Source organism: Pontibacter lucknowensis, assembly GCF_900156415.1.
GTDB lineage: Bacteria > Bacteroidota > Bacteroidia > Cytophagales > Hymenobacteraceae > Pontibacter > Pontibacter lucknowensis.
This window is the reverse complement of the sequence record NZ_FTNM01000001.1, coordinates 655,011-676,890: the sequence shown is the minus strand read 5'-3', so window position 1 is coordinate 676,890 and position 21,880 is coordinate 655,011. Positions and strand designations below refer to the sequence as shown.

Annotated in this window: 15 protein-coding genes; 9 read left to right on the top strand and 6 right to left on the bottom strand. The window is 50.5% G+C overall.

Annotated elements, in window-relative coordinates; translation table 11 throughout:
- Position 1: 1 nt before the first annotated feature.
- Entirely contained in the window at positions 2-2,797 is a 2,796-nt protein-coding gene (locus tag BW972_RS02980) for a lamin tail domain-containing protein (RefSeq protein ID WP_234986275.1), read from the top strand.
- Between the two features lie 527 nt (positions 2,798-3,324).
- On the opposite strand, the gene BW972_RS02970 is transcribed toward BW972_RS02980, so the two are convergent.
- Genes BW972_RS02970 through BW972_RS02955 form a run of 4 tightly spaced genes read right to left on the bottom strand, consistent with a single transcriptional unit; the run spans position 3,325 to position 8,559 of the window.
- Positions 3,325-4,761: a TolC family protein gene (locus BW972_RS02970; RefSeq protein WP_076420955.1), complete on the bottom strand. Its 1,437-nt coding sequence runs from the start codon at positions 4,759-4,761 to the stop codon at positions 3,325-3,327.
- Positions 4,762-4,765: 4 nt separating this feature from the next.
- A complete protein-coding gene (locus BW972_RS02965) occupies positions 4,766-6,121 on the bottom strand; it encodes an HlyD family secretion protein (RefSeq protein ID WP_076420954.1) in 1,356 nt (451 codons plus the stop codon).
- Positions 6,122-6,123: 2 nt separating this feature from the next.
- Entirely contained in the window at positions 6,124-7,863 is a 1,740-nt protein-coding gene (locus tag BW972_RS02960; protein ID WP_071530832.1) for a peptidase domain-containing ABC transporter, read from the bottom strand.
- Between the two features lie 9 nt (positions 7,864-7,872).
- Positions 7,873-8,559 (bottom strand): TetR/AcrR family transcriptional regulator, encoded by a 687-nt coding sequence (locus BW972_RS02955; RefSeq protein WP_076421468.1) that lies wholly within the window; start codon positions 8,557-8,559, stop codon positions 7,873-7,875.
- 416 nt (positions 8,560-8,975) lie between these two features.
- Here BW972_RS02955 and BW972_RS02950 point away from each other — a divergent pair, with 416 nt between their 5' ends.
- On the top strand, positions 8,976-10,241 hold the full coding sequence (locus BW972_RS02950; RefSeq protein WP_076420952.1) for a DEAD/DEAH box helicase: 1,266 nt from the start codon (positions 8,976-8,978) through the stop codon (positions 10,239-10,241).
- Between the two features lie 177 nt (positions 10,242-10,418).
- Positions 10,419-10,640 carry a hypothetical protein gene (locus BW972_RS19700; protein WP_143731821.1) on the top strand — a complete coding sequence of 74 codons (222 nt, stop codon included), beginning with the start codon at positions 10,419-10,421 and terminating at the stop codon, positions 10,638-10,640.
- Between the two features lie 91 nt (positions 10,641-10,731).
- On the opposite strand, the gene BW972_RS02945 is transcribed toward BW972_RS19700, so the two are convergent.
- Together BW972_RS02945 and BW972_RS02940 are read right to left on the bottom strand one after the other, a co-directional pair.
- On the bottom strand, positions 10,732-11,265 hold the full coding sequence (locus BW972_RS02945; RefSeq protein ID WP_007653524.1) for a dihydrofolate reductase family protein: 534 nt from the start codon (positions 11,263-11,265) through the stop codon (positions 10,732-10,734).
- A gap of 53 nt (positions 11,266-11,318) precedes the next feature.
- Positions 11,319-11,534 carry a YgaP family membrane protein gene (locus BW972_RS02940; RefSeq protein WP_076421467.1) on the bottom strand — a complete coding sequence of 72 codons (216 nt, stop codon included), beginning with the start codon at positions 11,532-11,534 and terminating at the stop codon, positions 11,319-11,321.
- Between the two features lie 114 nt (positions 11,535-11,648).
- On the opposite strand from BW972_RS02940, the gene BW972_RS02935 reads away from it, so the two are divergent.
- From BW972_RS02935 to BW972_RS02910, 6 genes are all read left to right on the top strand, one after another.
- Positions 11,649-11,978, top strand: coding sequence for a DUF2752 domain-containing protein (locus BW972_RS02935; protein ID WP_234986274.1), 330 nt, complete (start codon positions 11,649-11,651; stop codon positions 11,976-11,978).
- A 3-nt stretch (positions 11,979-11,981) separates the two neighbouring features.
- Positions 11,982-12,368, top strand: a complete 387-nt coding sequence (locus tag BW972_RS02930) for a TM2 domain-containing protein (RefSeq protein ID WP_007653518.1) — start codon at positions 11,982-11,984, stop codon at positions 12,366-12,368.
- A gap of 329 nt (positions 12,369-12,697) precedes the next feature.
- Positions 12,698-15,859 (top strand): SusC/RagA family TonB-linked outer membrane protein, encoded by a 3,162-nt coding sequence (locus tag BW972_RS02925; RefSeq protein WP_076420948.1) that lies wholly within the window; start codon positions 12,698-12,700, stop codon positions 15,857-15,859.
- A 17-nt stretch (positions 15,860-15,876) separates the two neighbouring features.
- Complete coding sequence (locus BW972_RS02920) at positions 15,877-17,352, top strand: RagB/SusD family nutrient uptake outer membrane protein (protein ID WP_076420946.1); 1,476 nt, start codon at positions 15,877-15,879, stop codon at positions 17,350-17,352.
- A 146-nt stretch (positions 17,353-17,498) separates the two neighbouring features.
- Positions 17,499-19,169 carry an amidase gene (locus BW972_RS02915; protein ID WP_076420944.1) on the top strand — a complete coding sequence of 557 codons (1,671 nt, stop codon included), beginning with the start codon at positions 17,499-17,501 and terminating at the stop codon, positions 19,167-19,169.
- A gap of 106 nt (positions 19,170-19,275) precedes the next feature.
- Positions 19,276-21,678 carry a prolyl oligopeptidase family serine peptidase gene (locus BW972_RS02910; RefSeq protein WP_076420942.1) on the top strand — a complete coding sequence of 801 codons (2,403 nt, stop codon included), beginning with the start codon at positions 19,276-19,278 and terminating at the stop codon, positions 21,676-21,678.
- Positions 21,679-21,880 lie beyond the last annotated feature (202 nt).

The following is a 21,880-nucleotide window of genomic DNA, read 5'->3' as shown; positions in this document are numbered from 1 at the left end:
CATGAAACAAACTTTACGCCAAGCATTTGTAAATACAGAATCCGGCTTTCCTCTCTTGAATAAAGTGCTGGTAGCAGACCAGGTAACCGGGAGTTGCATCGATTGCCAGGCTGTTAACCAAGATTCTCTCAGCATGGCAAAATGGGTGATGCGGCTGGTTGCGGGTATAATTCACTGCATTTCTCATGCCACCAGGTCAGTAATTGCTCAAAAGGTACTAATTGCAGGCCTGTTGCTCCTGTTCCTGCCATACCTTGCCACAGCCCAACTTCAGGATGACTTCTCTGATGGCAACTTCACTCAGAATCCCACCTGGACTGGCGATGTGAACGGCTTTATCGTAAATCCCCAGAACCAATTGCAGAGTAGCGGGCCGGCAGTGACGGGCACTGTGCTATACCTGTCCACGCCCTCGCAGGCGGCGGTAGGTACTGTTTGGGAGTTTTGGGCCAACCTGCGCCTGGCGACTTCTGCCAGCAACTATGCCGACATCTTCCTGATCTCAGACAAAGAAGACCTTAAAGCTGCTGATGCAAACGGCTATTTCGTGCGCATTGGAGGTACGCCCGACGAAGTGAGCCTCTTCCGGAAAGACGCCGGTAAATCACCAGTCATCATCATCAATGGCGAGGATAAAACTGTGGCGACCTCTAATAATATCGTGCGGGTGCGGGTAACGCGAGGGCTGGACTATACCTGGCAGTTGGAAATAGATGTGACCGGAACAGGCCAAAGCTACAGAAGCCAAGGCTCCGTAACAGATGCTGCACACAGACGTTCCGCTTACTTCGGGGTGCTGGTCAGGTATAGCTCAGCCAACAGTCAGCGCTTTTACTTTGATGATTTTCGGATCACCGATACTAGGCCACCCGTGTTAGAAAACGCTCAGCCATTGAGCACACAGTCGCTGGAGTTGCGTTTTAATGAGCCGCTCAATCCTACAGCAGCCCAAAATACAGCAAACTATACCTTAAACGGTAGCGCTAAGCCAGCATCCGCTGAACTTACAGAAAACGGGACCGTGCTGCTCACATTTGCGCAGTCACTACGGAACGGAGCCAATACGATTGCGGTGGCAGGTATAGCTGACCTGTATGGCAATACTTTACAGGGGCCGGTGGAGCTGACTTTCCAATATGCGCTGCCGCCTGTGCTGCCCGGGTATAACGAACTGCTGATCACCGAGATCATGGCCCGTGAAACGCCTGCCACCGGGCTGCCTGCCGTGGAGTATATCGAGCTGCACAACCCGACCGAGAAGGTGCTCATGCTGCAAGGTATACGCTACTCGGATGCCACTTCTACCACCACACTGCCCAACGTGCTCCTGCAGCCCGGAGAGTATGCGGTGGTGGTGCCGAATGTGCAGGTGGCCAATTTTAGCCAGTTTGGCCGCGTGATCGGTATCAGCAATTTTCCGAGCCTGAACAACACCGGCGAGCTGCTGCAACTGCGCCAGCCCAATGGTCGTCTGATCTATGCTGTGAACTACAACGATGCCTGGTACCGCGACAATGCCAAGCGCAACGGTGGCTGGAGTCTGGAGATGATTGATGTGACAAATCCCTGCGCCGGCGCCGATAACTGGATTGCCTCCAATGACGCTCGCGGCGGGACGCCTGCCCAACCCAACTCCGTAGCCGCCTCTATACCTGACAACACACCGCCTGTCTTGCTTGGCGTGACGGCACTGGCACCCGACCGGCTGTTGCTGCGTTTTAACGAGCGGCTGGACAGTGCACAGGTTGCTGCAGTGAGCCGCTATACCTTGAGTCCGGCAGGTATTGGTATAGCTGCCGGACAGGTTGCTTCGCCGCTATTTGAAGAAGTGGTGCTGCAGCTGGCTAACCCCCTCCAGGAGCGGCAACTGTATACCTTGACCGCCACAGGTATACGCGACTGCGCCGGTAACCTCAGCTCACAACCGCTCACAGCTACCTTTGCCTTGCCCTCCACACCTGAGCCTGGCGATGTGGTGATCAACGAAGTGTTGTTCAACCCAAGGCCGGGTGGTGTAGACTTTGTAGAGCTTGTCAATCGCAGCGATAAATTCATCAACCTGCAAAACTGGTACTTGGCTAACGTCAGCAATGACAGCATTGCCAATCGGCGCGTGATCACGACAGCCAATTATGTGCTGGAGCCGGGTGCTTACGTAGTGCTCACCGCCAATCCGGAAAACATTAAAAATAACTATCCCGCTGCCCGCGAGGAGACTTTTTTAAGAATGGTGTCACTACCCTCTTATCCCGACGCGGCCGGATCTGTGGTGCTTCTGCAGACAGCTAGCCGCATCGCAGACCGTTTCGACTACAGTGAGCGCATGCACTTTAGCCTGATCGACGACCGCAACGGCATTTCGCTGGAACGGATCCGGCTGGACGGCCCGACCTCGGCAGACAACTTTCATTCAGCTGCTACTTCGCTAGGCGCTACGCCCGGCTACCTTAATTCGCAGTCACAGCCAGGTATAGCGGCACAGCATGTGTTCAGCATTGAGCCCAAGGTTTTCTCGCCGGATGACGATGGGTATGAAGATTTCACTACCGTCAATTACAGTACTGACCAATCGGGCTTTGTGGCCAACATCACCATCTTTGACGCACAGGGCCGGGAGATACGCAAGTTGGTGCGGAACGAACTGCTAGCCTCCACAGGTTTCTTCCGCTGGGACGGCACCCGACAGGATGGCACTAAAGCCGCTATCGGCTACTACCTGTTCTATATCGAGCTCTTCGGGCTGGATGGGCAGAAGAGCGTGCACAAAGAACGGGTGGTGATAGGAGGGAGGCTGTGAGAGTTTGGTAAGGAAAAGTTGGGAGTTTGAGTTGTAGCGACGTTACACCGAAACATCGTCCGCGATTAAGCGGTCTTTCGGACCTTTAAGTCCGAAAGCATTTCTGCAGGGAATATCCTTGTTCCTGTATTCCTGCAAAACTTACACACAGGCTGTGGACATCCCCAACAGTTTTTCGGGATATGGCTGTCCCGAAGAGCTTTTTAGGAGTGAATTTATTGGATATGGCTGCCTCTATAGCGAAGGTCCCGAACTGCCTGGATCGTGCAGAGATAATCCTCTCCCCGGAGGGGCAGGGTGGGCTAATCATGCACCCAACAATTAACAAGCAACAATTTATTCTTCAACCATCAGCAATTCAACAATCATCATTAAGCTATTTGCAGGTATAGCCCCGCCGCCCTCCTTTTAATTCCAAAACAATCTTCTTAAACTAACTTTTTTAGAAGGCGACTAAATATGTTAGCAACTTTGTTGATAACTCACACTTATCCACAGGTGCTTGCTATAATTTTTAGAATTGAGGTTTATTCCTGCTGCATGTTACCAGCTGACCAGTAGAGTTGGGCTTTGATTTTAGCGTATTTGCTGCGCAGATCATAGAGCTTGATCTGTGACTCCAGTAGCTTCTGCTCACGTGAATTGATTAGGAAAAGAGAACTTTCGCCTGCTCTGAATTTCACGATTTCGCCTTCCTGTAAGATGCGGGCATTAACCACCATTTGCTCCTGCAGCGCAAGCTGCTCTTCCAATGCCAGCCACTCATTGTACACCATCTGCACCGCATTTTCGATTGCCCTTAAAGTAAATGACTGCTGAAAGCCTACTTCCTGCTGCTTTATTTTGGTGAGCTGCAGTTTGCCACGTTCTTGTCGCAAGAATAGTGGTTGGCTGAAGCTGATACCCACTTTGTAGTTGTTGCGCATGTAAGGCGCCTGAAAGGCTTCTCCGTTCATAAAAAAGTCGCTCTGCAGCAGATTATACTCTACATCCAGCTTCGGCTTGAGTTTATCAGCGGCGAAGCGGCGCTCTACTTCCAGCTGTTGTCCCTTCAGGTCGAGTTTGACGATATCAGGATGGTTGACCTTGGCCAGCGCTACTAATTCCTGCAGGTCTTCGGGACTAAGTGGATCCAGTTCGGTGCCTTCCGCCGAAGGAACGGCATTGGCGGCAAGCTCCAGCGGCTGATTGCCTTCGTCCCACAGGTGCATCTCCACCTGCAGCTTGCTGTTGTTGTACTGCTGCAGGGCGGCGCTCAATAATACCCGGCGGTTGAGGGCCTCGGTGCGTGCCTCTACTGTGTCGATAGCAGCCAGGTCACCTTGTCGGGCACGCTCGTTCACAGCCCGGGTGCGAACTTCGGCTAGCTCCAGGGCCTCCCGGTATACCTGTACCTCATTATAATAGTATAGCCAGTCCCAGTAGTCTTTGGCCACGTCGAGCAGCAGTTTGTTTACCAGCTTGAGGCGGTCGGCTTCGGCCATCTGGGGCAGCAATTGCGCCTGCCGCACGATGGAGCGGCGCTCGTCCATAAACAAGCCTTGGCCAAGCGGTATGGCTATACCTGCATAGCTTAGTCCGTTGGAGGGGGTATATTTTTCAGGATTCAGGTAGGGGCCACTGTTGCGCTCATAGCCTGCCAGCAATTGGGGGCCAAACCACAACGGCACCCGCAGGCTGTTGTTCCAGTAGGTATAGTACTCCTTGTCCGAAAACTGCTTCTCGCCATATTTGCTGCTCAACATGGGGTCAAAGCCACCACGGGCCATGCGTATTTCCTGATCCGCCTGGCGGGCAAGCAGCGCTGCCTGAGCCGCCAGCGGGTGATGCGCCAGCACCTGCTCGTAGAGCGCATGCATGGTGAGTACCCGCACCGAGTCAGCCGACTGGGCTATACCCGGCCGGGCTATACCTGTCAGGCACAGCAGCAACAGCGAAAAGACTAAAAAGGGATATCTTCTCATGTACTTATTTCTCTTCTTTGGTCTGGGAGTTGGCGCCATCCACAGGCAGCGTACCCGTGTAGTCTGGCGGGAAGCCGTTGAGTTGGCGCCATAGTTCGTACCAGATCGGCACGGTGTTCAGCATAGCCCAGCCCTGTACGCCTGAGCCAATGCGAATTGCCTCGGGCCATTCTTCCTGCTCCGGGTCCTGCACCACCAGCATGCGGTACAGGCCGTTGGTGGCGGTATTGTCGATCACAGCTACTTTGCCGCCAAACGTACCGAAGCCCAGATTAGGCCAACCCGAGAAGACGAGTGCCGGCCAGCCATCAAACTGCAGGCGTACAGGAGCGCCGCGGTAGAGCAGGGGCAGGTCCATGGGTTGTACGTAAAGCTCCACGGCCAGGCGTGGGTCCTCGGGCATGATGGTGGCAATGGCCTCTCCTTCTTTGATGGTTTCGCCTATACCTGCGCGAAGCGTCCGTACCAGGTAACCCGTTTGCGGCGCTACCACCTGGTAAAAGGTGCTGCGCACCAGCGTACTGCTGTACTCGCTCCGCAACTTCGACACATCGCCGATCGTGCTGTACAGGTAGGCCTGGTTCGAATTGAGCTCCGATTCAGCTTTGGCGAGCTTATCGGCATACTCCGCCTGTAGTGAGCTCAGTTCAGTATAGGCATTCTGCAGTTCGGCACGGGTGCTGCCCAGTTTGTTTTCGTTGGCAATGAGCTTGGCTTCCGCTTCCTGTAGTTTCAGACGTCGGGCCTCCAGTTCAGTCAGCGACTTTAGGCCTTGCCTGTACAGTTCTTCCTGTCGCACATACTGGTTGCGGGCTATTTCCACTTCTACACGCTGCGCTACCAGGTCTGCACTGTCACTCTGCACCTTCAGCCGTGTCTGGGCTATCTTATTGCGCGCCTTATCCAGACTGAACTGCAAACCTTCCCGCAATGCCTGTATCTGGTCCTGCAGTGCCTCGGACTTGGCTCTTGTAGCTGTGGCGGCTCCTTCCTTAGCCTGCACCTGTTCATCCAGGCGGTCGAGCAGCTGCGGGTCGAAGAACTTTTCCTTCACCTCCGACAAACTTACGATCGTATCGCCTTTCTGCACCAGCTGGCCCTCCTGCACATGCCAGCGCTCAATGCGACCTGCTATGGTGCTTTGCACAGTCTGTGGCCGGTCTTCCGGATTCAGGGCGGTGAGTGCGCCGCGCGACGAAATATTCTGCGTCCACGGCAAAAACAGGATCAGGATCAGGAAAAGCACAATACCGATGATCCAGTAAGCCAGCGTACGCCCGAGCTTCGGTGTGCGTACCATGTCCATTGCCTGCATGGCCCTGTGCTCCCGCGATGGGGTATAGGGATCTTTCTCTTTCATGGTTATACAGTCAGGTTGGCCAGTTGCTGATAGGGTGTGCTGTGGCGGATCTCTTCGTAATTGCCGTTTGCCACGAGTTGCCCACCTTTCAGGAGCAGCGTGCGGTCGCAGATGGCCATCACTTCCGGATCATTGGAGATAATAAGAAGCGTCCAGCTGAACTCTTGTGACGAAAGCATTTGGATCAGGCGCAGCTTCTCGTGCTTCTCCATACCTCCCCAGAAGTCGTCGAGGAGCAGCATTTTGGGGCGCAGCACCAGGCAGCGGGCCATAATGATCTTGCGCGACACACTGGCCGGCAGACGAATACTGCCACCGGTCAGCTCCGTTTGCAGGCCGTCTGGCAGTTCATGTATAAATTCGGTGAGGCCTACGTTGTCAGTCGCCCAGACCACGTCCTCGATCGGTACGTTCGGTATACCGAGCGTGATGTTCTCCAGGATGGTTCCGTCAAACACCTGTTCCTTGGAGGTGTTGTCACCGATCAGGCGGCGCATGCTATTCTTGTCGAGGTCGCGCATCGAGAGATTGTTGTAGGCAATGCTGCCTTCATAGTTTTCGTACAGGCCAAGTAGCAACTGGCTAAGCGTCGACTTGCCCGACCGGTTAAAGCCCGCGATGCACACCCGCTCTGAAGCCAGCACGTCAAATGAAACGCCGTTGATAGCATATTCCTCTACGTTCGGGTACTGGTAGCGCAGGTTCTTCACCTGTATCGACAAGCCCTGTCCTCTGTCAGGCATGGCCACACCACGCTCTTCTTCCAGGGGCATATCGGTCACCTGCCCCAGCTTGTCAAGGCTGGTAAGCATGTCATAGATGGTATCGAGTTTGATGATGATCTTCTCCACCGCCGTCATGATGAGGATGATGACGATCTCGGAAGCCACAAACTGCCCGATGTTGATTTCCCGCTGAATCACGAGGATAGCGCCCAGCACCAACAGGCCTCCCGTAATCACAGTCTTGAAACCCACAAAGCTGAAGTACTGGGTCATCAGTACCCGGAAGTGCTGCTTGCGAGCCTTCAGGTAGCTGGTGACAAAGCCGTTGGTCTTCTCGGTGGGCAGATCAGACTGACCGGCCAGCTTAAAAGTGTTCATCGAACGGGCCATTTCCTGTAGCCAGGCGACCAGCTTGTACTTGTATTTCGACTCGGTGATGCTAGTGTCGATGCCGCGGGGACTCGTAAAATATAGGATGCCGATCAGCACGATGACCAGGATCATGCCGAACACGATGAAATAGGGATGGTAGAACGATAGCAGAATCAGGCCGAAGACGATCTGTATGGCAGACGTGGTAAAGTCAGTCAGCAGCTTGGCCATCGATTTCTGCAACGAAATAGTGTCGAAGAAGCGGTTCATCAGCTCAGGTGGGTAGTAGCGATGCAGGGCCTCCGACTGCAGGCGCGGCACCCTGAAGGCAAAGTCAAAAGCTGTGCGCGCAAAAATGCGCTGCTGTATGTACTCCACCAGCCACAGCTGCATGATCTGCATACCACCCACTATAAGCAGGCCCAGCACGATCAGGGTGATCAGTACCACCACCGACACCGTGATCTGCCCACTCGAAATAAAAGCGATGATGCTCTGAATACCTAGCGGCAGCGAAAGGCTGATAAGACCCGCCACGATTGCGTAGATGTACAGGTACACGATCTCACGTTTCTCAGCGGCAAGGAGCTGCCAGAAACGCTGCATCGGCGTGTAAAGAGGTTTATGTTTATATGCTTTACTCATGTGTCTGTTTTATCTTTTCTGGTCAACTGCCGCAAATACCAGATGTTTTAAAAAAGTAGCCGTTTCTTGGGGAGAGCGCTTTGTGCCCTTGATCTCGGTGAGCGAAGGCAGGTGCTCGGCAAAGAACACCTGCTGGTGGGCTGCCTCCATGATCGTGCTGATGAGGGCATGCGGGTAAGGGTAGTCGGGATTTATTGCGAGCACCATTTCGGCTATATGGTGGCACAGGCGCTTGTACTCCAGGAAATAACCGTCCTTGTTGTCATCGTCTACTTCCTTGGTCAGGTATACCTTGGAGGCCTCAACGATCACGATCCTGTACAGGGCGCTTTCGTTGATGTGCAGCGTAGCAGGGTTGTCAATGCCGGAGGAAGTGATTACGTCTATGGCACGGCTCAGGCGCTCCCGCGGATCAGCTATGTTGTTGGTGTGGAACAGTACAAAGTGGTCAAGCCAGGCCCAGTGCCACGACACCAGGTATACCAGCAGCTTGTGCTTGTTCTCAAAATAGCGGTAAATGGAAGCTTCCGTAGAGCCAATTATATTTGCCAGCTTCCGGAACGTGAACTGCTCAAAGCCCAGATCGTCGATCAGGCGAATGCTCTCGTTGATGATGCGGCGGCCCAGTTCAGTGTTCTCCGGGTCACGCATGTAAGCTTTGTGGTTCAGGTTTATTTTAATGCTGGTCGTGTTCATGTGCTGATGACTTTTTAAGACTACGCCTGTGTCAAGTGTCCGTTCCCTTTTTTTGATGCTACTGTCCCTTTTGCAGCTGCTCATTATTCGAGATTGGTTTCCGCAAAGTTATAACAACTTTCTTTGATAATAGTAATGCTATTATAAAAGTTTATTTTGCTTCTTTATTTTTGATCTTTTTACTGTATCCCGGCCAGGTGATGTGCTTATACCTTTTAGCGAGTTTATACCTTGAAGCGAGCCGGTGATTAAGTGTTTAGATAAACTGTTGCAGGGGAGTAGCCTTTGAAGGGATGCTATGTTGCATTCGTTGCAAGCCGGGGCCATACCTTAAGCGAATCAGAAAAAGAAGCTGTACCTTTACAATTCGCTGCGACCTTACGTAAAGACCAGTAGCCAATCAGCAAAGCATTATCATGAAGTTCGAAGATTACCGCATATCCGATGAGATCAAAAAAAGCCTGAGTAAGCTGGGTTTCCGGAAGCCAACCGATATACAGTTCAAAGCGATCCCTCCGATCATGAAAGGCGAGGATGTGCTGGCGATTGCCCAGACAGGTACCGGCAAGACGGCCGCTTTCGCTATACCTGTGCTGGATAAGCTGCAGTACCAGATCAATCGCCGTCGCTCCGATGGCATCAAGTGTGTGGTGATGGTGCCCACCCGCGAACTCGCTCTGCAGATCACCGAGGTGTTTGAAGAGCTCGGTCGCCATACCCGCGTCAAGACCTTCTGTGTATTTGGTGGCGTGGAGCAGGGCCCGCAGATCGCTAGGCTGGAAGCAGGTATAGACATCCTAGTGGCTACACCAGGCCGCCTGTTCGACCTTGTGAGCCAGGGCTACATCCGGCTGGAGCGCGTGGAGACACTCGTGCTGGACGAAGCGGATCATATGCTCGACCTCGGTTTCATCCACGACATCCGCCAGCTGATCACCAAACTGCCACGCAAGCGGCAGACCCTGTTCTTCTCGGCCACTATAAACGAAAAGATCAAGGAGCTTGCCTATTCGCTTGTGAACAAGCCGGTGCGCATTCAGATATCCCCGAAAGATCCGGTTTCGAAAAACGTGGACCACTCCGTGATGTACGTGGAGATGGACGAGAAGCGGTTCTTCCTGGAGCGGGTTGTGAAAGAGAACCCTGATAAAAAGATACTGGCCTTTGTCCGCACGCAGGTGCGGGCTGAGCGCGTAGTGGCTGCCATGGAGCGCGTAGCCATTGCTGCGATGAGCATTCATGGCGGCAAAGAGCAGAAAGATCGCCTCGAAGCCCTGAAAAAGTTTAAGAAAGGGGAGGTGAAGCTGTTGATCGCCACGGATGTGAGCGCACGCGGCATCGACATCCCGAGCGTGGACTATGTAGTGAACTATGACCTGCCGGAGCAGCCCGAAAACTACGTGCACCGTGTAGGCCGTACAGGCCGTGGTATGGCCAAAGGTATAGCTGTGTCCTTTTGCAGTGCCGAGGAAAAGCCAATGCTTGATGAAATACAGACCTACCTGACCAAAGACATCAAAGTGCTCCAGCTCGACCCTGAAGACCGCGAGGCAACCATCGATTTCAGCGCCGAGGCCAAATTTGACTGGAAAGCCCTGATGAAAGAGGCAGAGGAAACAGAGTCAAAAATAAAAGCCGCCAAATCGAAGAAAGCGAAAAGCAAGGCTAAAAAGAAGAAATAGTCTGACTATGTACCCTACTTGCGAAGCCTGCCCGACATGTCTGTTTGGCAGGCTTCTTTTATGCCCGTTATTTAGGTATAAATCCAGTCTATTATTGCATGATTTACGTATAACATAGTATAAACTATTTATAAATACATAGCGGAGCAGCCGTTATTTAATAGAAAGGAGTGTGAGATGAGACGCCATAGAAGAAGCTACCTTTCAGGATTATTTTTTAATACTGGAAATTATGATGTGCCAACTGTTGATACGAGTTTCGGTTTTTCCAGACAGTTTACGGACACTGTTAGCCAGGGGCTGATGGATGATGAAAGAGTGGAGCGCGAGCACCAGAAAGAAGATGCCGAAAAAGAACTGGATCAGAGGAAAACCGATCAGGAAAATCCTGAATTGTAATCGCAGCCAATCAAAGCCCTAACGTACTAGCACCTGAACACGGAAAGTCCTCAGCTGCCTTATGCAGCTGAGGACTTTCCGTGTTAGATTATCAGCAACTATACCTCACCTGCAGGAAGCCATTGCGGTAAAGTTTGTTCTCAGTCGGGATCAGCTTTAGCTTATGCTCTTCCGTATCAGCAGAAAACAGCGGAATTCCTTTCCCCAGCACAATCGGGATGTATGTCAGTATAATTTCATCCAGTAAGCCAGCATTGAGGACTGTAGCATTCAGCTGTCCGCCGCCAATGAGCCAGATGTCTTTACCTGGCTGCTCCTTCAGCTTTTCTATAAAGTCTACCACAGCGTTTTTCACAAAGGAAACATGCTCCGTGTCCTGCTGTTCGGAGCGACTGAAAACATAGTTTTTCAGGTCAGGGTAGGGGAAAGGCATGTCGAAACCCATGACCTGCTGGTACGTCTTACGCCCCATCAGGGTGGTATCGATCGTTTGCAGGAAGGCCGTGTAGCCGAAATCTTCGTCAGGTATGTTGTACTTCTTATCGTGTAACCAGTCGATGTTTCCGTCGGGCCGGGCAATGAACCCGTCGGTGCTGGCAGCAATGTACAGGATGATTTTTCTCATAGCGCTATAGGTACGTAAAACCCAAGCTTCTGTATAGCCACTTTTGCATATAATTAAAGTACAGCGCTTTTTACACGGTGTTGCTCCCCGGTGCAGCCATTGTATCCGACTGCCTGGTTGACGGGGCAATAGCGCAGCATGCCCGTAACAATAGGTATAACCCCAATAGCTGACAATGCCTTTATATTATAGTATGCACCCACTCCGATAATGGCAAGGCCTGCCAATACGCGTACTTTCTGTTCAGTCAATCCTACGTTGCATTCCATACAGTTCTCCATTTAGATTCTTCCTAGTCATACGACAGACATGTGGGCAGATGTTATCATTTGGATGTATTATAACTTGCACAATCACGATATTAAATATACCTTATGGTGGCAATGCGAGGAATTAACAGAAATAGAGCCTTTTACGCAGCCTGGCGGGTACTCCCGGAAGCGGGTGCCTGGATAATTGGCTTACTGCTGCTGGCTGGTATGGAGCCTGCAGGCAATCATCTGTTCAGCCTGTGTCCCATCAGTTGGGTGTGGCAGGGTGGCTGCCCGGGCTGTGGTCTGGGGCATAGTGTGGCTTATTTATTCAGAGGCGACCTGGCCTCTTCCTGGCAGGCCCACCCGCTGGGCTTGCCTGCTCTGCTTATATTGTGCTGGCGTGTGTTGGAGCTGTTAGTGCAATCACGCCAGTTATACCTGTATCATTCTAAACTATAAACTATGGCTAATGTATTTAATTTAATGCCTGAACTTGAGCCCGATGAGATGGCTTATGTACAAGGCCTGCTGAACGCTATGTCGGACTACGAGGCGCAGCAGTTCGTTTCTGTTTACAGATCCCGCCGGCGTGAACCGCTGCTTGTGCTCATTACTGCTGTGATCGGATTTTTTGGAGTGGCCGGTGTCCATCGTTTTGTACTCGGGCATATAGGGATGGGGCTGCTATACCTGTTCACAGCCGGTCTGTGTTTTATAGGTACCATTGTAGATGTGATCAATTACAAGCGGCTGGCATTTGAGTATAATATCAAGGAGGCGCAGCAGGCACATGCGATCGTGATGGCGCAATCAGGTAACTATGGGGGCTCCGGCGGTTACGGTGTTTAGCTTTTGTTACGGACGCTACTGTTGTTGTTATAACACTCTCCGTATGAAGCAAGCTTTTCCCTGAAAAAAAGAGACCACCTGGAGAGGTGGCCATGCATTGGTTATTTCATCTTAAGACTACTGTTTTATCAAATGATGTGGCCTTCAATGTGTTGTAAACGTCATTTTGTGGCTTTCAATGCTGTCTGAGGGCTTTTAAAGGGCATAAAAAAATATTACGAAGAATCTTTGTTAAGGTTTTGTTAAATGTTTTTAATGCCTATATTTGGAGATAAAACTATTCTATTATCTAATCTATTTTCAACAACCTAACAAAACAAGTGTAGTTTATGAAGAAAGTATTACTACTTAACTTCTTGTTCTTGTTTGCGCTTTTGGGCCAAGTAGCGGCACAAAGTCGGACAATAACAGGTAAAGTTACAGGGGCAGGGGACGGAGCACCTCTTCCTGGGGTGTCTGTAGTTGTGAAGGGTACCACTACTGGTACAGCAACTAATGCAGACGGTTCATTCAGCGTAAACGTGCCAGATAATGCGAACACTCTGGTGTTCCGTTACATTGGATACGTGGCAAAAGAGGTGGCGATTGGCGCAAATACTTCTATTAATGTATCATTGGACATCGACAGCCAGCAGCTGTCAGAGGTTGTGATCCAGGTGCCTTATGGTACTGTTGCGAAAACAGCCTTTACTGGTGCTGAGTCAACTATCACGACAAGAGCGATCGAGAGACAGCAGGTAACATCTGTTACACGTGTGCTTGAAGGCCTTGTACCAGGTATCCAGACTACCAACGGTGGTGGTGCTCCTGGTTCTAACGCATCTGTGCGTATCCGTGGTATTGGTTCTGTTAACTCTAGCAACGAGCCACTTTATGTAGTAGACGGTGTTCCTTTCGACGGTACGCTTCAGTCTATTTCAACTGACGACATCGCGTCTGTAACAGTATTGAAAGATGCTGCTGCTGCGGCCCTTTACGGTGCACGTGCTGCCAACGGTGTGATCATGATCACTACTAAAAGAGGTAAGACTGGCAAGCCTAGCATTGCTGTTAACCTGAGAAGAGGTATTTCTGACCGTGCTATCAAAGAGTACGAGCGTGTAAACGAGCAGGAGTACTATGAATTGATGTGGGAGGCTATGCGTAACGCAAACCTTGGTGGAGCACCAAAGCCTGGCCAAGATCTTACAGCTGCTAACAAGTTTGCTTCTGACAACATTGCAGGTGGTAACGGTCTTGTTTACAACCCATTCAACGTGCCTGGCAACCAGGTGATCGACCCAGCTACTGGCCGTCTGAATCCAAATGCTCGTCTGCTTTACAGCGACTCATGGGCTGATGAATTGTTCCAGCAGTCTAACCGTACTGACGTGAACATGAACGTGTCTGGTGGTGCTGAGAAGAGCGATTACTACCTTTCTGTTGGTTATGTTAAAGAAGAAGGTGTTGCTAAATTCTCTAACTATGACCGTGTGAATGCTCGTGCCAGCATCAATACGCAAGTAACTAACTGGTTGAAGTCTGGTATCAACATCGCTGGTAACATGTCTGAAAACCAGGGTAACTTCTCAACTGGTACTGCTACATCTAACCCATTCTACTACACTCGTTACATGGGTCCTATCTATCCAATCTGGCAGCGTGATGGCGAAGGTAACTTCGTAACTGACCCTGTAACAGGTGGTAATAGACTTGACTGGGGTAACGCTGACCAGATGGGTGCCAGACCTTATGCGCCAAACTCTAACCTGCTTGGTACACTGGCCCTTGACGAAAACTCCATGAGAAGAAGCGAAGCAACTGTTAATACTTTTGCTGAAGTGAAATTCCTGGAAGACTTCACTTTCAAAACTACTTTCGGTGGTAACTACTACAACGGTTTCAGCACAGGCTACCAGAACTCACAGTTCGGTGATGCGCAAAACGTAGCTGGTCGCTCTACTAAGGCTGACAGAAGAACTACTTCTTATACTTTCAACCAGGTATTGACGTGGAACAAGCAGTTCGGTAACCATAGCCTGCGTGCTTTGGCTGGTCACGAAAACTACGATTTCGAAACCAGAAACGTAACTGCAACCAGAACTGGTTTTGCCTTCCCTGGCTCAGCTGAACTTGCTGGTGCTGCTACCATCACTGGTGGTTCTTCCACTTTTGCTGATCACAAGATCGAATCATACTTCTCTCAATTGAACTATAGCCTTTCTGATAAATACATGGCTTCTGCCAGCTTCAGAAGAGACGGTACTTCACGCTTCCACAAAGACTCACGTTGGGGTAACTTCTACTCTATCGGTGCCGGCTGGAGAATTTCAGAAGAAGACTTCCTTTCTGCTGAGTGGATTGACGAGTTGAAGCTGAGAGGTAGCTATGGTGAGCAGGGTAACGAGAATACAGGCTCTGATGACGCAGACTACTACAGATGGCAAGGTCTTTACACACTGGGTTGGAACAACGTAAACTCTCCTGGTGCTATCGTTACTGCTCTTCCTGCCCCAGAACTGGTATGGGAGTCTAATGCAAACTTCAACATTGGTGCTGACTTCAGATTGTTCAACAAATTAGAAGGTACAGTGGAATATTTCCAGCGTATCTCTAGCAACCTATTGTTCGCGGTTCCACTTCCTTATTCAACAGGTGGTCTGAGCAAGTGGGAAAACATCGGTACGATGTCTAACAACGGTTGGGAATTGCAATTGGGTTACAACGCTATTTCTACTGGCGACTTCGACTGGAGAGTAGACCTGAACCTGACCAGCTATAAGAACAAGATTACGGAGATGCCAAATGGTGATCCACAAATAGATGGCACTAAGAGAATGGCAGAAGGTAAAGATAGATATGCTTTCTGGCTGCGTGAGTACTACGGTGTAGACCCTAACAATGGTGATGCCCTGTACCGCACTGACCATACAATGTATAAGCCAGACAACGCAGCTTACCAGATCATCGGCCAGGATACAGTGACAAACGCTATCAATAACGCCACTTATGCTTACCATGGTACAGCTATCCCTGACCTGATCGGCGGTTTCTCTAACTCATTCCGCTATAAAGGCTTTGACCTCGCGGTATTGATGACATTCCAGGTAGGTGGTAAGTTCTATGACAGCAACTATGGTAGCTTGATGCACAGAGGTACTTATGGTACACACTTCAGCAAAGACATGTTGAACCGTTGGACTCCAGAGAACACACAGACAGACGTACCTAGACTGCAGCAAGGTCTTGCTACACAGGATGGTGCTTCTACAAGATGGTTGTTCGATGCGTCTTACCTGAACATCAAGAACATCAACTTGGGCTATACACTGCCAAACACGTTGACTTCAAGAGTAGGTGTAAACAATATGCGTGCATTCGTGTCTGTTGACAATGCCAAGATCTTCACGAAGAACGAAGGTATGGACCCACAGCGTAGCTTCACTGGTACATCAGACTTCACTTACCCAGTGATGCGTACTTTCACGCTTGGTCTAAACGCTAACTTTTAATTAGGAATATTATCAGTATGAAAAATATAGTTAAAAAACTAGCTCCGCTGGCACTGGCAGTTTTAGTGCTGACGGGCTGCGAGAAGGAGTATCTGGATACTACTCCAGCATCTGCGGTGCCAAATGAAATGGTATTTGGCACAACAGAGGGTGCCACAGTAGCATTGAACGGTATCTATCGTTCTATGTGGACATCATGGGATTCGAGACACGATTTGTTCGGGCCTAAATCTACTGACTTATCCATGGACATGATGGGTAATGACGTGATTACACCTGTTCGTGGATACGGTTGGTATGTAAGTGATTACAACCACTCGGCTTACGGAACTGCTACGAACATATCTCGTTCTGGCGGTAGCTGGAGAAGCTATTACAGAACCATCAACAATGCGAACCTGCTTATCCAAAATGTTGATGGCGCCGCTGGTACGCAGGCCCGTAAGGACTACATCAAGGGTAATGCTCTGTTCCTGAGAGCCCACTCTTACTTCTACCTGATTAACCTGTTCCAGCATACTTATAAAGGCCATGAAAATGCGCCAGGTGTGCCTTTGTACACGGAGCCAACTACTGAAGGTAAAGGTCGTGGTACTGTACAAGAGGTTTACAACCAGATCATCGCTGACCTTGATGCTGCTGAAGCATTGCTGGCAGGCCAAACGAAAGATCACGTTTCGCACATCAACCAAAAGACAGTTAAAGGTCTTCAGGCTCGTGTAGCGCTGCAGATGGAAAACTGGGAAAGAGCTGCTACAAAAGCTAACGAAGCGCGTCAGGGTTATACGCTGATGAACGCAGCTACTTACAAAGCAGGTTTCGGTGCTGCTAACTCTGAGTGGATGTGGGGTCTTCAGATTCCTAACGACCAGTCTACGATCTACGCTTCTTTCTTCTCTCACATGTCTAACACAGCAGCTGGTTATGCTGGCCTGGGTAGCACGAAGCTGATCACAAGAGAGTTGTACGAGAAGATGTCTGCTACAGACGTTCGTAAGGAAATTGTTCAGGCTCCTACTGCCGACAACAAAGGTACTTACCACAACTACGCTTCTCTGAAGTTCAAACTGCCAATTACTGGTTCATGGGCAGCTGACTACGTAATGATGAGAGCTTCTGAAATGTACCTGATCGAAGCTGAGGCACTTGCCAGACTTGGTAGAGATGGTGAAGCCGTTGCTGTACTGGAAACACTTGTAAAAGCAAGAGACCCTCAGTATGCAGCACCAGCTACTTCTGGTACAGATCTGATCGAGGAAATCATAATGCAGAGAAGAATCGAACTTTGGGGTGAAGGTTTCTCTATCCTGGATCTGAAGCGTCTGAACAGACCAATCAAGAGAATTACTGGTACCGCTGCAAACGGTGAGCACGTTGCTGCTCTTATCCTTGTAACAGAACGTTCTATCACGGATCCACAGATTCTTTATAGAATACCTCAGGATGAGCTTAACAACAACAAAGCGCTTTCTGCTGGTGACCAGAACCCATAATCGATTCTGAAATACTTAGAATCTAATAAGAGACCGCCCCTTGCATTGCGAGGGGCGGTTTTTTTGTGGCTATTACCAAACTACCGAGACCATAAATAAATGATAATTGCTAACTTATAGGTCTGAATGACTCACAAACAGAATTTATGAAAAGATCATATACCTATACCTTGTTAGGGGCGACATGCTTCCTCTCAGGAGCCTTTATTACGAAGTTGGCTGATGACAAGATCACAGTGGATGTGCTTCGGAATGCGCAGCAAATGATTGGACTGAAGTTTACGGATGCACAACTGGATTCCGCTACAGCAAGCGTCGCTGAGTTCAGGAGCAGCTACCAGCGCATCAGAGAACAACCGTTGTCAAACGATGTAGCGCCGGCCCTACAGTTTAACCCTATTCCTGTGGGGTTTGAGTTTGAGCAAAAGCGTGAGAAGTTTGAAGTAGAGCGGCGGAAAGGCATAAAGCTGCCAGCCAACAGAGAGGAGCTTGCTTTTTATTCGGTCCCACAGCTGGCAGAATTAGTACGCACAAAGCAGATCAGCTCAGAGGAACTTACCAAATTCTTTCTGGATCGGTTGAAGCAGCATGGGCCTACCTTGCAATGTGTGACCAGCCTGACAGAGGAGCTGGCACTGGAGCAGGCCAGGCGTGCAGACCAGGAGATAAAAGCCGGAAAGTATAAAGGCATGCTCCACGGTATACCTTATGGTGTGAAAGACCTGTTGGCAACAAAGAGGTATAAGACCACATGGGGATCCGTTCCTTACAAAGACCAGCAACTTGACCTGGATGCTACCGTGGTACAGAGACTGGAGCAGTCTGGTGCTGTGCTGGTAGCCAAACTGACATTAGGCGAACTGGCGATGGGTGATGTATGGTATGGAGGAAAAACACGGACTCCCTGGGACTTAAATAAAGGTTCAAGCGGCTCCTCAGCCGGATCAGCTGCAGCAGTAGCTGCGGGTTTACTGCCTTTTGCAATCGGAACCGAGACCCTTGGCTCCATCGTGTCACCTTCCACTGCCTGCGGTACCACAGGACTGCGCCCTACCTTTGGCCGTGTGAGCCGACATGGTGCCATGGCGCTGAGCTGGTCAATGGATAAGATCGGGCCAATCGCCCGCTCCGCCGAAGACTGCGCCATCGTGTTCAATGCCATTCACGGCCCAGACGGAAAGGACCTGACCATCGTGAATGCTCCTTTTAACTACAATAAGAACATTGATGTGCGAAAGCTGCGGGTAGGATATCTGCAAAAAGACTTTGAACGAGACTATCCTTTCAAGGAGAATGATAAAACCACACTGGAGGCACTTCGAAAAGCAGGTATAGAGCTCGTGCCGATTGAACTGCCAAACCTGCCAGCGCGTGATCTGACTATGACCATCTCGGTGGAAGGGGCAGCCGCTTTCGACGAACTAACCCGTAGCGGCCGTGACAGTATGATGGTGCAGCAGCACAAGAACGCCTGGCCAAATATTTTCAGGGCTGGACGCTTTGTTACCGCCGTGGAGTATTTGCAAGCTCAGCGGGTGCGCTCACTTATCATACAGCAGATGCACGAGAAGCTGAAAGGTATAGATGTATACCTAAGCCCATCATATGCGGGCAGTAACCTGGTGATGACAAACCTGAGCGGCCATCCGTGTGTTGTACTGCCGAATGGCTTCCAGAAGAACGGTATGCCTACCACGATCACCTTTATGGGGCAGCTCTACGGCGAGGCTAAGGTGTTGGCATTGGCCAAGCTATACCAGGACCTGACAAACTTTGACGAGCAGCGCCCGCCTATGGCGCTTAGCAGCAATAAGTAAGTCAAATCCCTCGTCTGCAAGAGCAGGATGCCCCGTTTGGCATGTTTAAGATTTATAGCTTAATTTTATCTTCAACTACAACCTAATCTAAAACACAATATCTATTATGCTTCTTAAGAAGAAAGCCCTCCTCCTGATGTCCTGGTTCGTACTGGCTGGCGGAGCCGCTGTACAGGCGCAGGAAAACAGCAGTAAGCTGAGTGTGGAGAAGATCATGCGTGATCCGACCTGGATCGGCACCTCGCCCAGCAATGTGTTCTGGTCAGAGGACGGCAAGAAGATCTACTTCAGCTGGAACCCTGATGCCAATCGAAGAGATTCGCTTTACAGTGTGTCGGCAAACGGTGGCAACCTGCAGAAGGTGAGCCCGCAGGAGCGTCGTGCCCTGCCAGGGACCTGGAATGCACGCTATAACAGAGCCAAAACGCAGAAGGTATACGAGAAAAACGGTGACATCTACTTGCTCGATATCAAGAGCGGTAAAACGCAGCAGATCACCAATACGGTAGAGCGTGAGAATAGCCCATCGTTTAGCCACGACGAGAAAAAGGTAGCCTTTGTGAAAGACGGCAATCTATACCTATGGACGATTGCCAATGGCCAGCTGGCGCAGCTGACCGACTTCAAAAAAGGTAACAAACCAGGAGAGGAGGGCAAGAACCCGCAGCGTGAGTGGCTGAAAGAGCAGCAGCTGGCTTTACTGCAGATCGTACGTGAGCGTGAAGCGGATAAGGAGGCAGCCAAAAAGCAGCAGAAAGCTGACAGTCCGGCCCGTCCGAAGGAAATTTACATCGGTGATAAATCGGTTGACAACATCGTGCTGAGCCCGGACGAGCGCTACATCAGCTACCGCATGGCTACAAGACCTAAAAATGCCAAGGTCGCCATTGTACCAGACTTTGTCACTTCATCAGGGTATACCGAGGATATCAACACACGCACAAAAGTAGGAGATGCGCAGGCAACCTATGAGTCATTTGTGTACGACATCAGCCGTGACACTACTTATGCGCTGCAGGTAGGTGGCATTGAAGGTATAAACGACCAGCCAGCTTACATTAAAGATCGTGATACAAAGGCGAGCGCAGCGAAAGAACCTGCTACTAAAGCCGCTAAACCAGAAGCACGAGCCGTGACCATGTTCGGACCAATCTGGTCAGACAATGGCAAGCACGCCGTCATGGTAGCCCGCGCAGCCGATAACAAAGACCGTTGGATTCTGAAAGTAGACCCTGCCACGGGCAAACTGAGCACTCTAGACCGCCAGCGAGACGAAGCGTGGATCAGTGGCCCAGGTATAGGCTATGGCACCGGCGATATCGGTTTCATGCCAGACAATGAGCAAGTATGGTTCCAGTCAGAAGAAAGCGGTTACTCACACCTGTACACTGTAAACCTGAACAATGGCAGCAAGAAAGCCCTTACAAGTGGTAAGTTTGAGGTTTCCGGTCCTCAGATCTCCAAAGACAAAAAGAGCTGGTATTTCACAGCGAATAAGGCACACCCAGGCGAGAAGCATTTCTATAAGATGCCGCTCAATGGCGGAGAGATGACCCAGCTGACTTCTGGAACAGGTGCACATGAAGTAACCCTGTCACCAGACGAGAAGACAATGGCCATACGCTACTCTTACAGCAACAAGCCATGGGAGCTGTATGTACAGGACAACAAAAAAGGAGCTAAGCCGCGCCAGGTGACATCTTCGCTCACCGAGGAGTTCAAAGCCTACAACTGGCGCGAGCCGGAGGTGATCAGCTTCAAAGCAAGCGATGGAGAAGACGTGTATGCCCGACTGTATCGTCCGGAGAAGGCGGTAGCCAATGGACCTGCTGTGATCTTTGTACACGGTGCCGGCTACCTGCAGAATGCCCACAAGTGGTGGAGCTCTTACTTTAGAGAGTACATGTTCCATAACTTCCTGGCCGACAATGGCTATACCGTACTGGATATCGATTACCGCGGCAGCGCCGGCTACGGCCGCGACGTACGCACCGGCATCTATCAGTTTATGGGTGGCAAAGATTTGAGCGACCATGTAGATGGTGCCAAGCTGCTAGTGGACAAGTATAACGTGGATCCGAAGCGTATCGGCATTTACGGTGGTTCCTACGGAGGCTTTATCACATTGATGGCTATGTTTACGGAGCCGGATGTGTTTGCAGCTGGTGCAGCGCTGCGATCAGTTACAGACTGGGCTCACTACAACCATGGCTATACCTCCAACATCCTGAACGTACCGCAGCTCGATAGCCTGGCTTATGCCAAGAGCTCGCCGATCTACTACGCGGAAGGGTTAAAAGGAGCGCTCCTGATCTGCCACGGTATGGTGGATACGAACGTGCACTTCCAGGATGTGGTACGCCTGACGCAGCGTCTGATCGAGCTAGGCAAAGACAATTGGGAACTGGCTGTATACCCGGTAGAGGACCACGGCTTTACGGAGCCAGCCAGCTGGACCGACGAATACAAGCGTATCTACAAGCTCTTCGAGGAGAATCTGAAGAAGTAAAGAGATTGTTTCAGCTAATTAAAAGCGTGAAGTGCGAAAGTGCTTCACGCTTTTTTTATGGCATCTGGTCTGCTTTTCTAACTGCGTAACTAATGTGATTTTGCACGGGCTTTATACTTGTAGTAAGCAAATCAAGTAGTGTAAGTGTGTCAGGTTAGAGGGAAAAATAGCCGGTTTCCATAACTATTTCCTATGCTGCAGG

Bases quoted from the DNA above. Each gene is read 5' to 3' on its own strand.
- BW972_RS02920 (WP_076420946.1), top strand. From the start codon at position 15,877: ATGAAAAATATAGTTAAAAAACTAGCTCCGCTGGCACTGGCAGTTTTA.
- BW972_RS02950 (WP_076420952.1), top strand. From the start codon at position 8,976: ATGAAGTTCGAAGATTACCGCATATCCGATGAGATCAAAAAAAGCCTG.
- BW972_RS02930 (WP_007653518.1), top strand. From the start codon at position 11,982: ATGGCTAATGTATTTAATTTAATGCCTGAACTTGAGCCCGATGAGATG.
- BW972_RS02960 (WP_071530832.1), bottom strand. From the start codon at position 7,863: ATGAGTAAAGCATATAAACATAAACCTCTTTACACGCCGATGCAGCGT.
- BW972_RS02945 (WP_007653524.1), bottom strand. From the start codon at position 11,265: ATGAGAAAAATCATCCTGTACATTGCTGCCAGCACCGACGGGTTCATT.
- BW972_RS02935 (WP_234986274.1), top strand. From the start codon at position 11,649: ATGCGAGGAATTAACAGAAATAGAGCCTTTTACGCAGCCTGGCGGGTA.
- BW972_RS02915 (WP_076420944.1), top strand. From the start codon at position 17,499: ATGAAAAGATCATATACCTATACCTTGTTAGGGGCGACATGCTTCCTC.
- BW972_RS02980 (WP_234986275.1), top strand. From the start codon at position 2: ATGAAACAAACTTTACGCCAAGCATTTGTAAATACAGAATCCGGCTTT.
- BW972_RS19700 (WP_143731821.1), top strand. From the start codon at position 10,419: ATGAGACGCCATAGAAGAAGCTACCTTTCAGGATTATTTTTTAATACT.
- BW972_RS02940 (WP_076421467.1), bottom strand. From the start codon at position 11,534: ATGGAATGCAACGTAGGATTGACTGAACAGAAAGTACGCGTATTGGCA.
- BW972_RS02970 (WP_076420955.1), bottom strand. From the start codon at position 4,761: ATGAGAAGATATCCCTTTTTAGTCTTTTCGCTGTTGCTGCTGTGCCTG.
- BW972_RS02965 (WP_076420954.1), bottom strand. From the start codon at position 6,121: ATGAAAGAGAAAGATCCCTATACCCCATCGCGGGAGCACAGGGCCATG.
- BW972_RS02955 (WP_076421468.1), bottom strand. From the start codon at position 8,559: ATGAACACGACCAGCATTAAAATAAACCTGAACCACAAAGCTTACATG.
- BW972_RS02925 (WP_076420948.1), top strand. From the start codon at position 12,698: ATGAAGAAAGTATTACTACTTAACTTCTTGTTCTTGTTTGCGCTTTTG.
- BW972_RS02910 (WP_076420942.1), top strand. From the start codon at position 19,276: ATGCTTCTTAAGAAGAAAGCCCTCCTCCTGATGTCCTGGTTCGTACTG.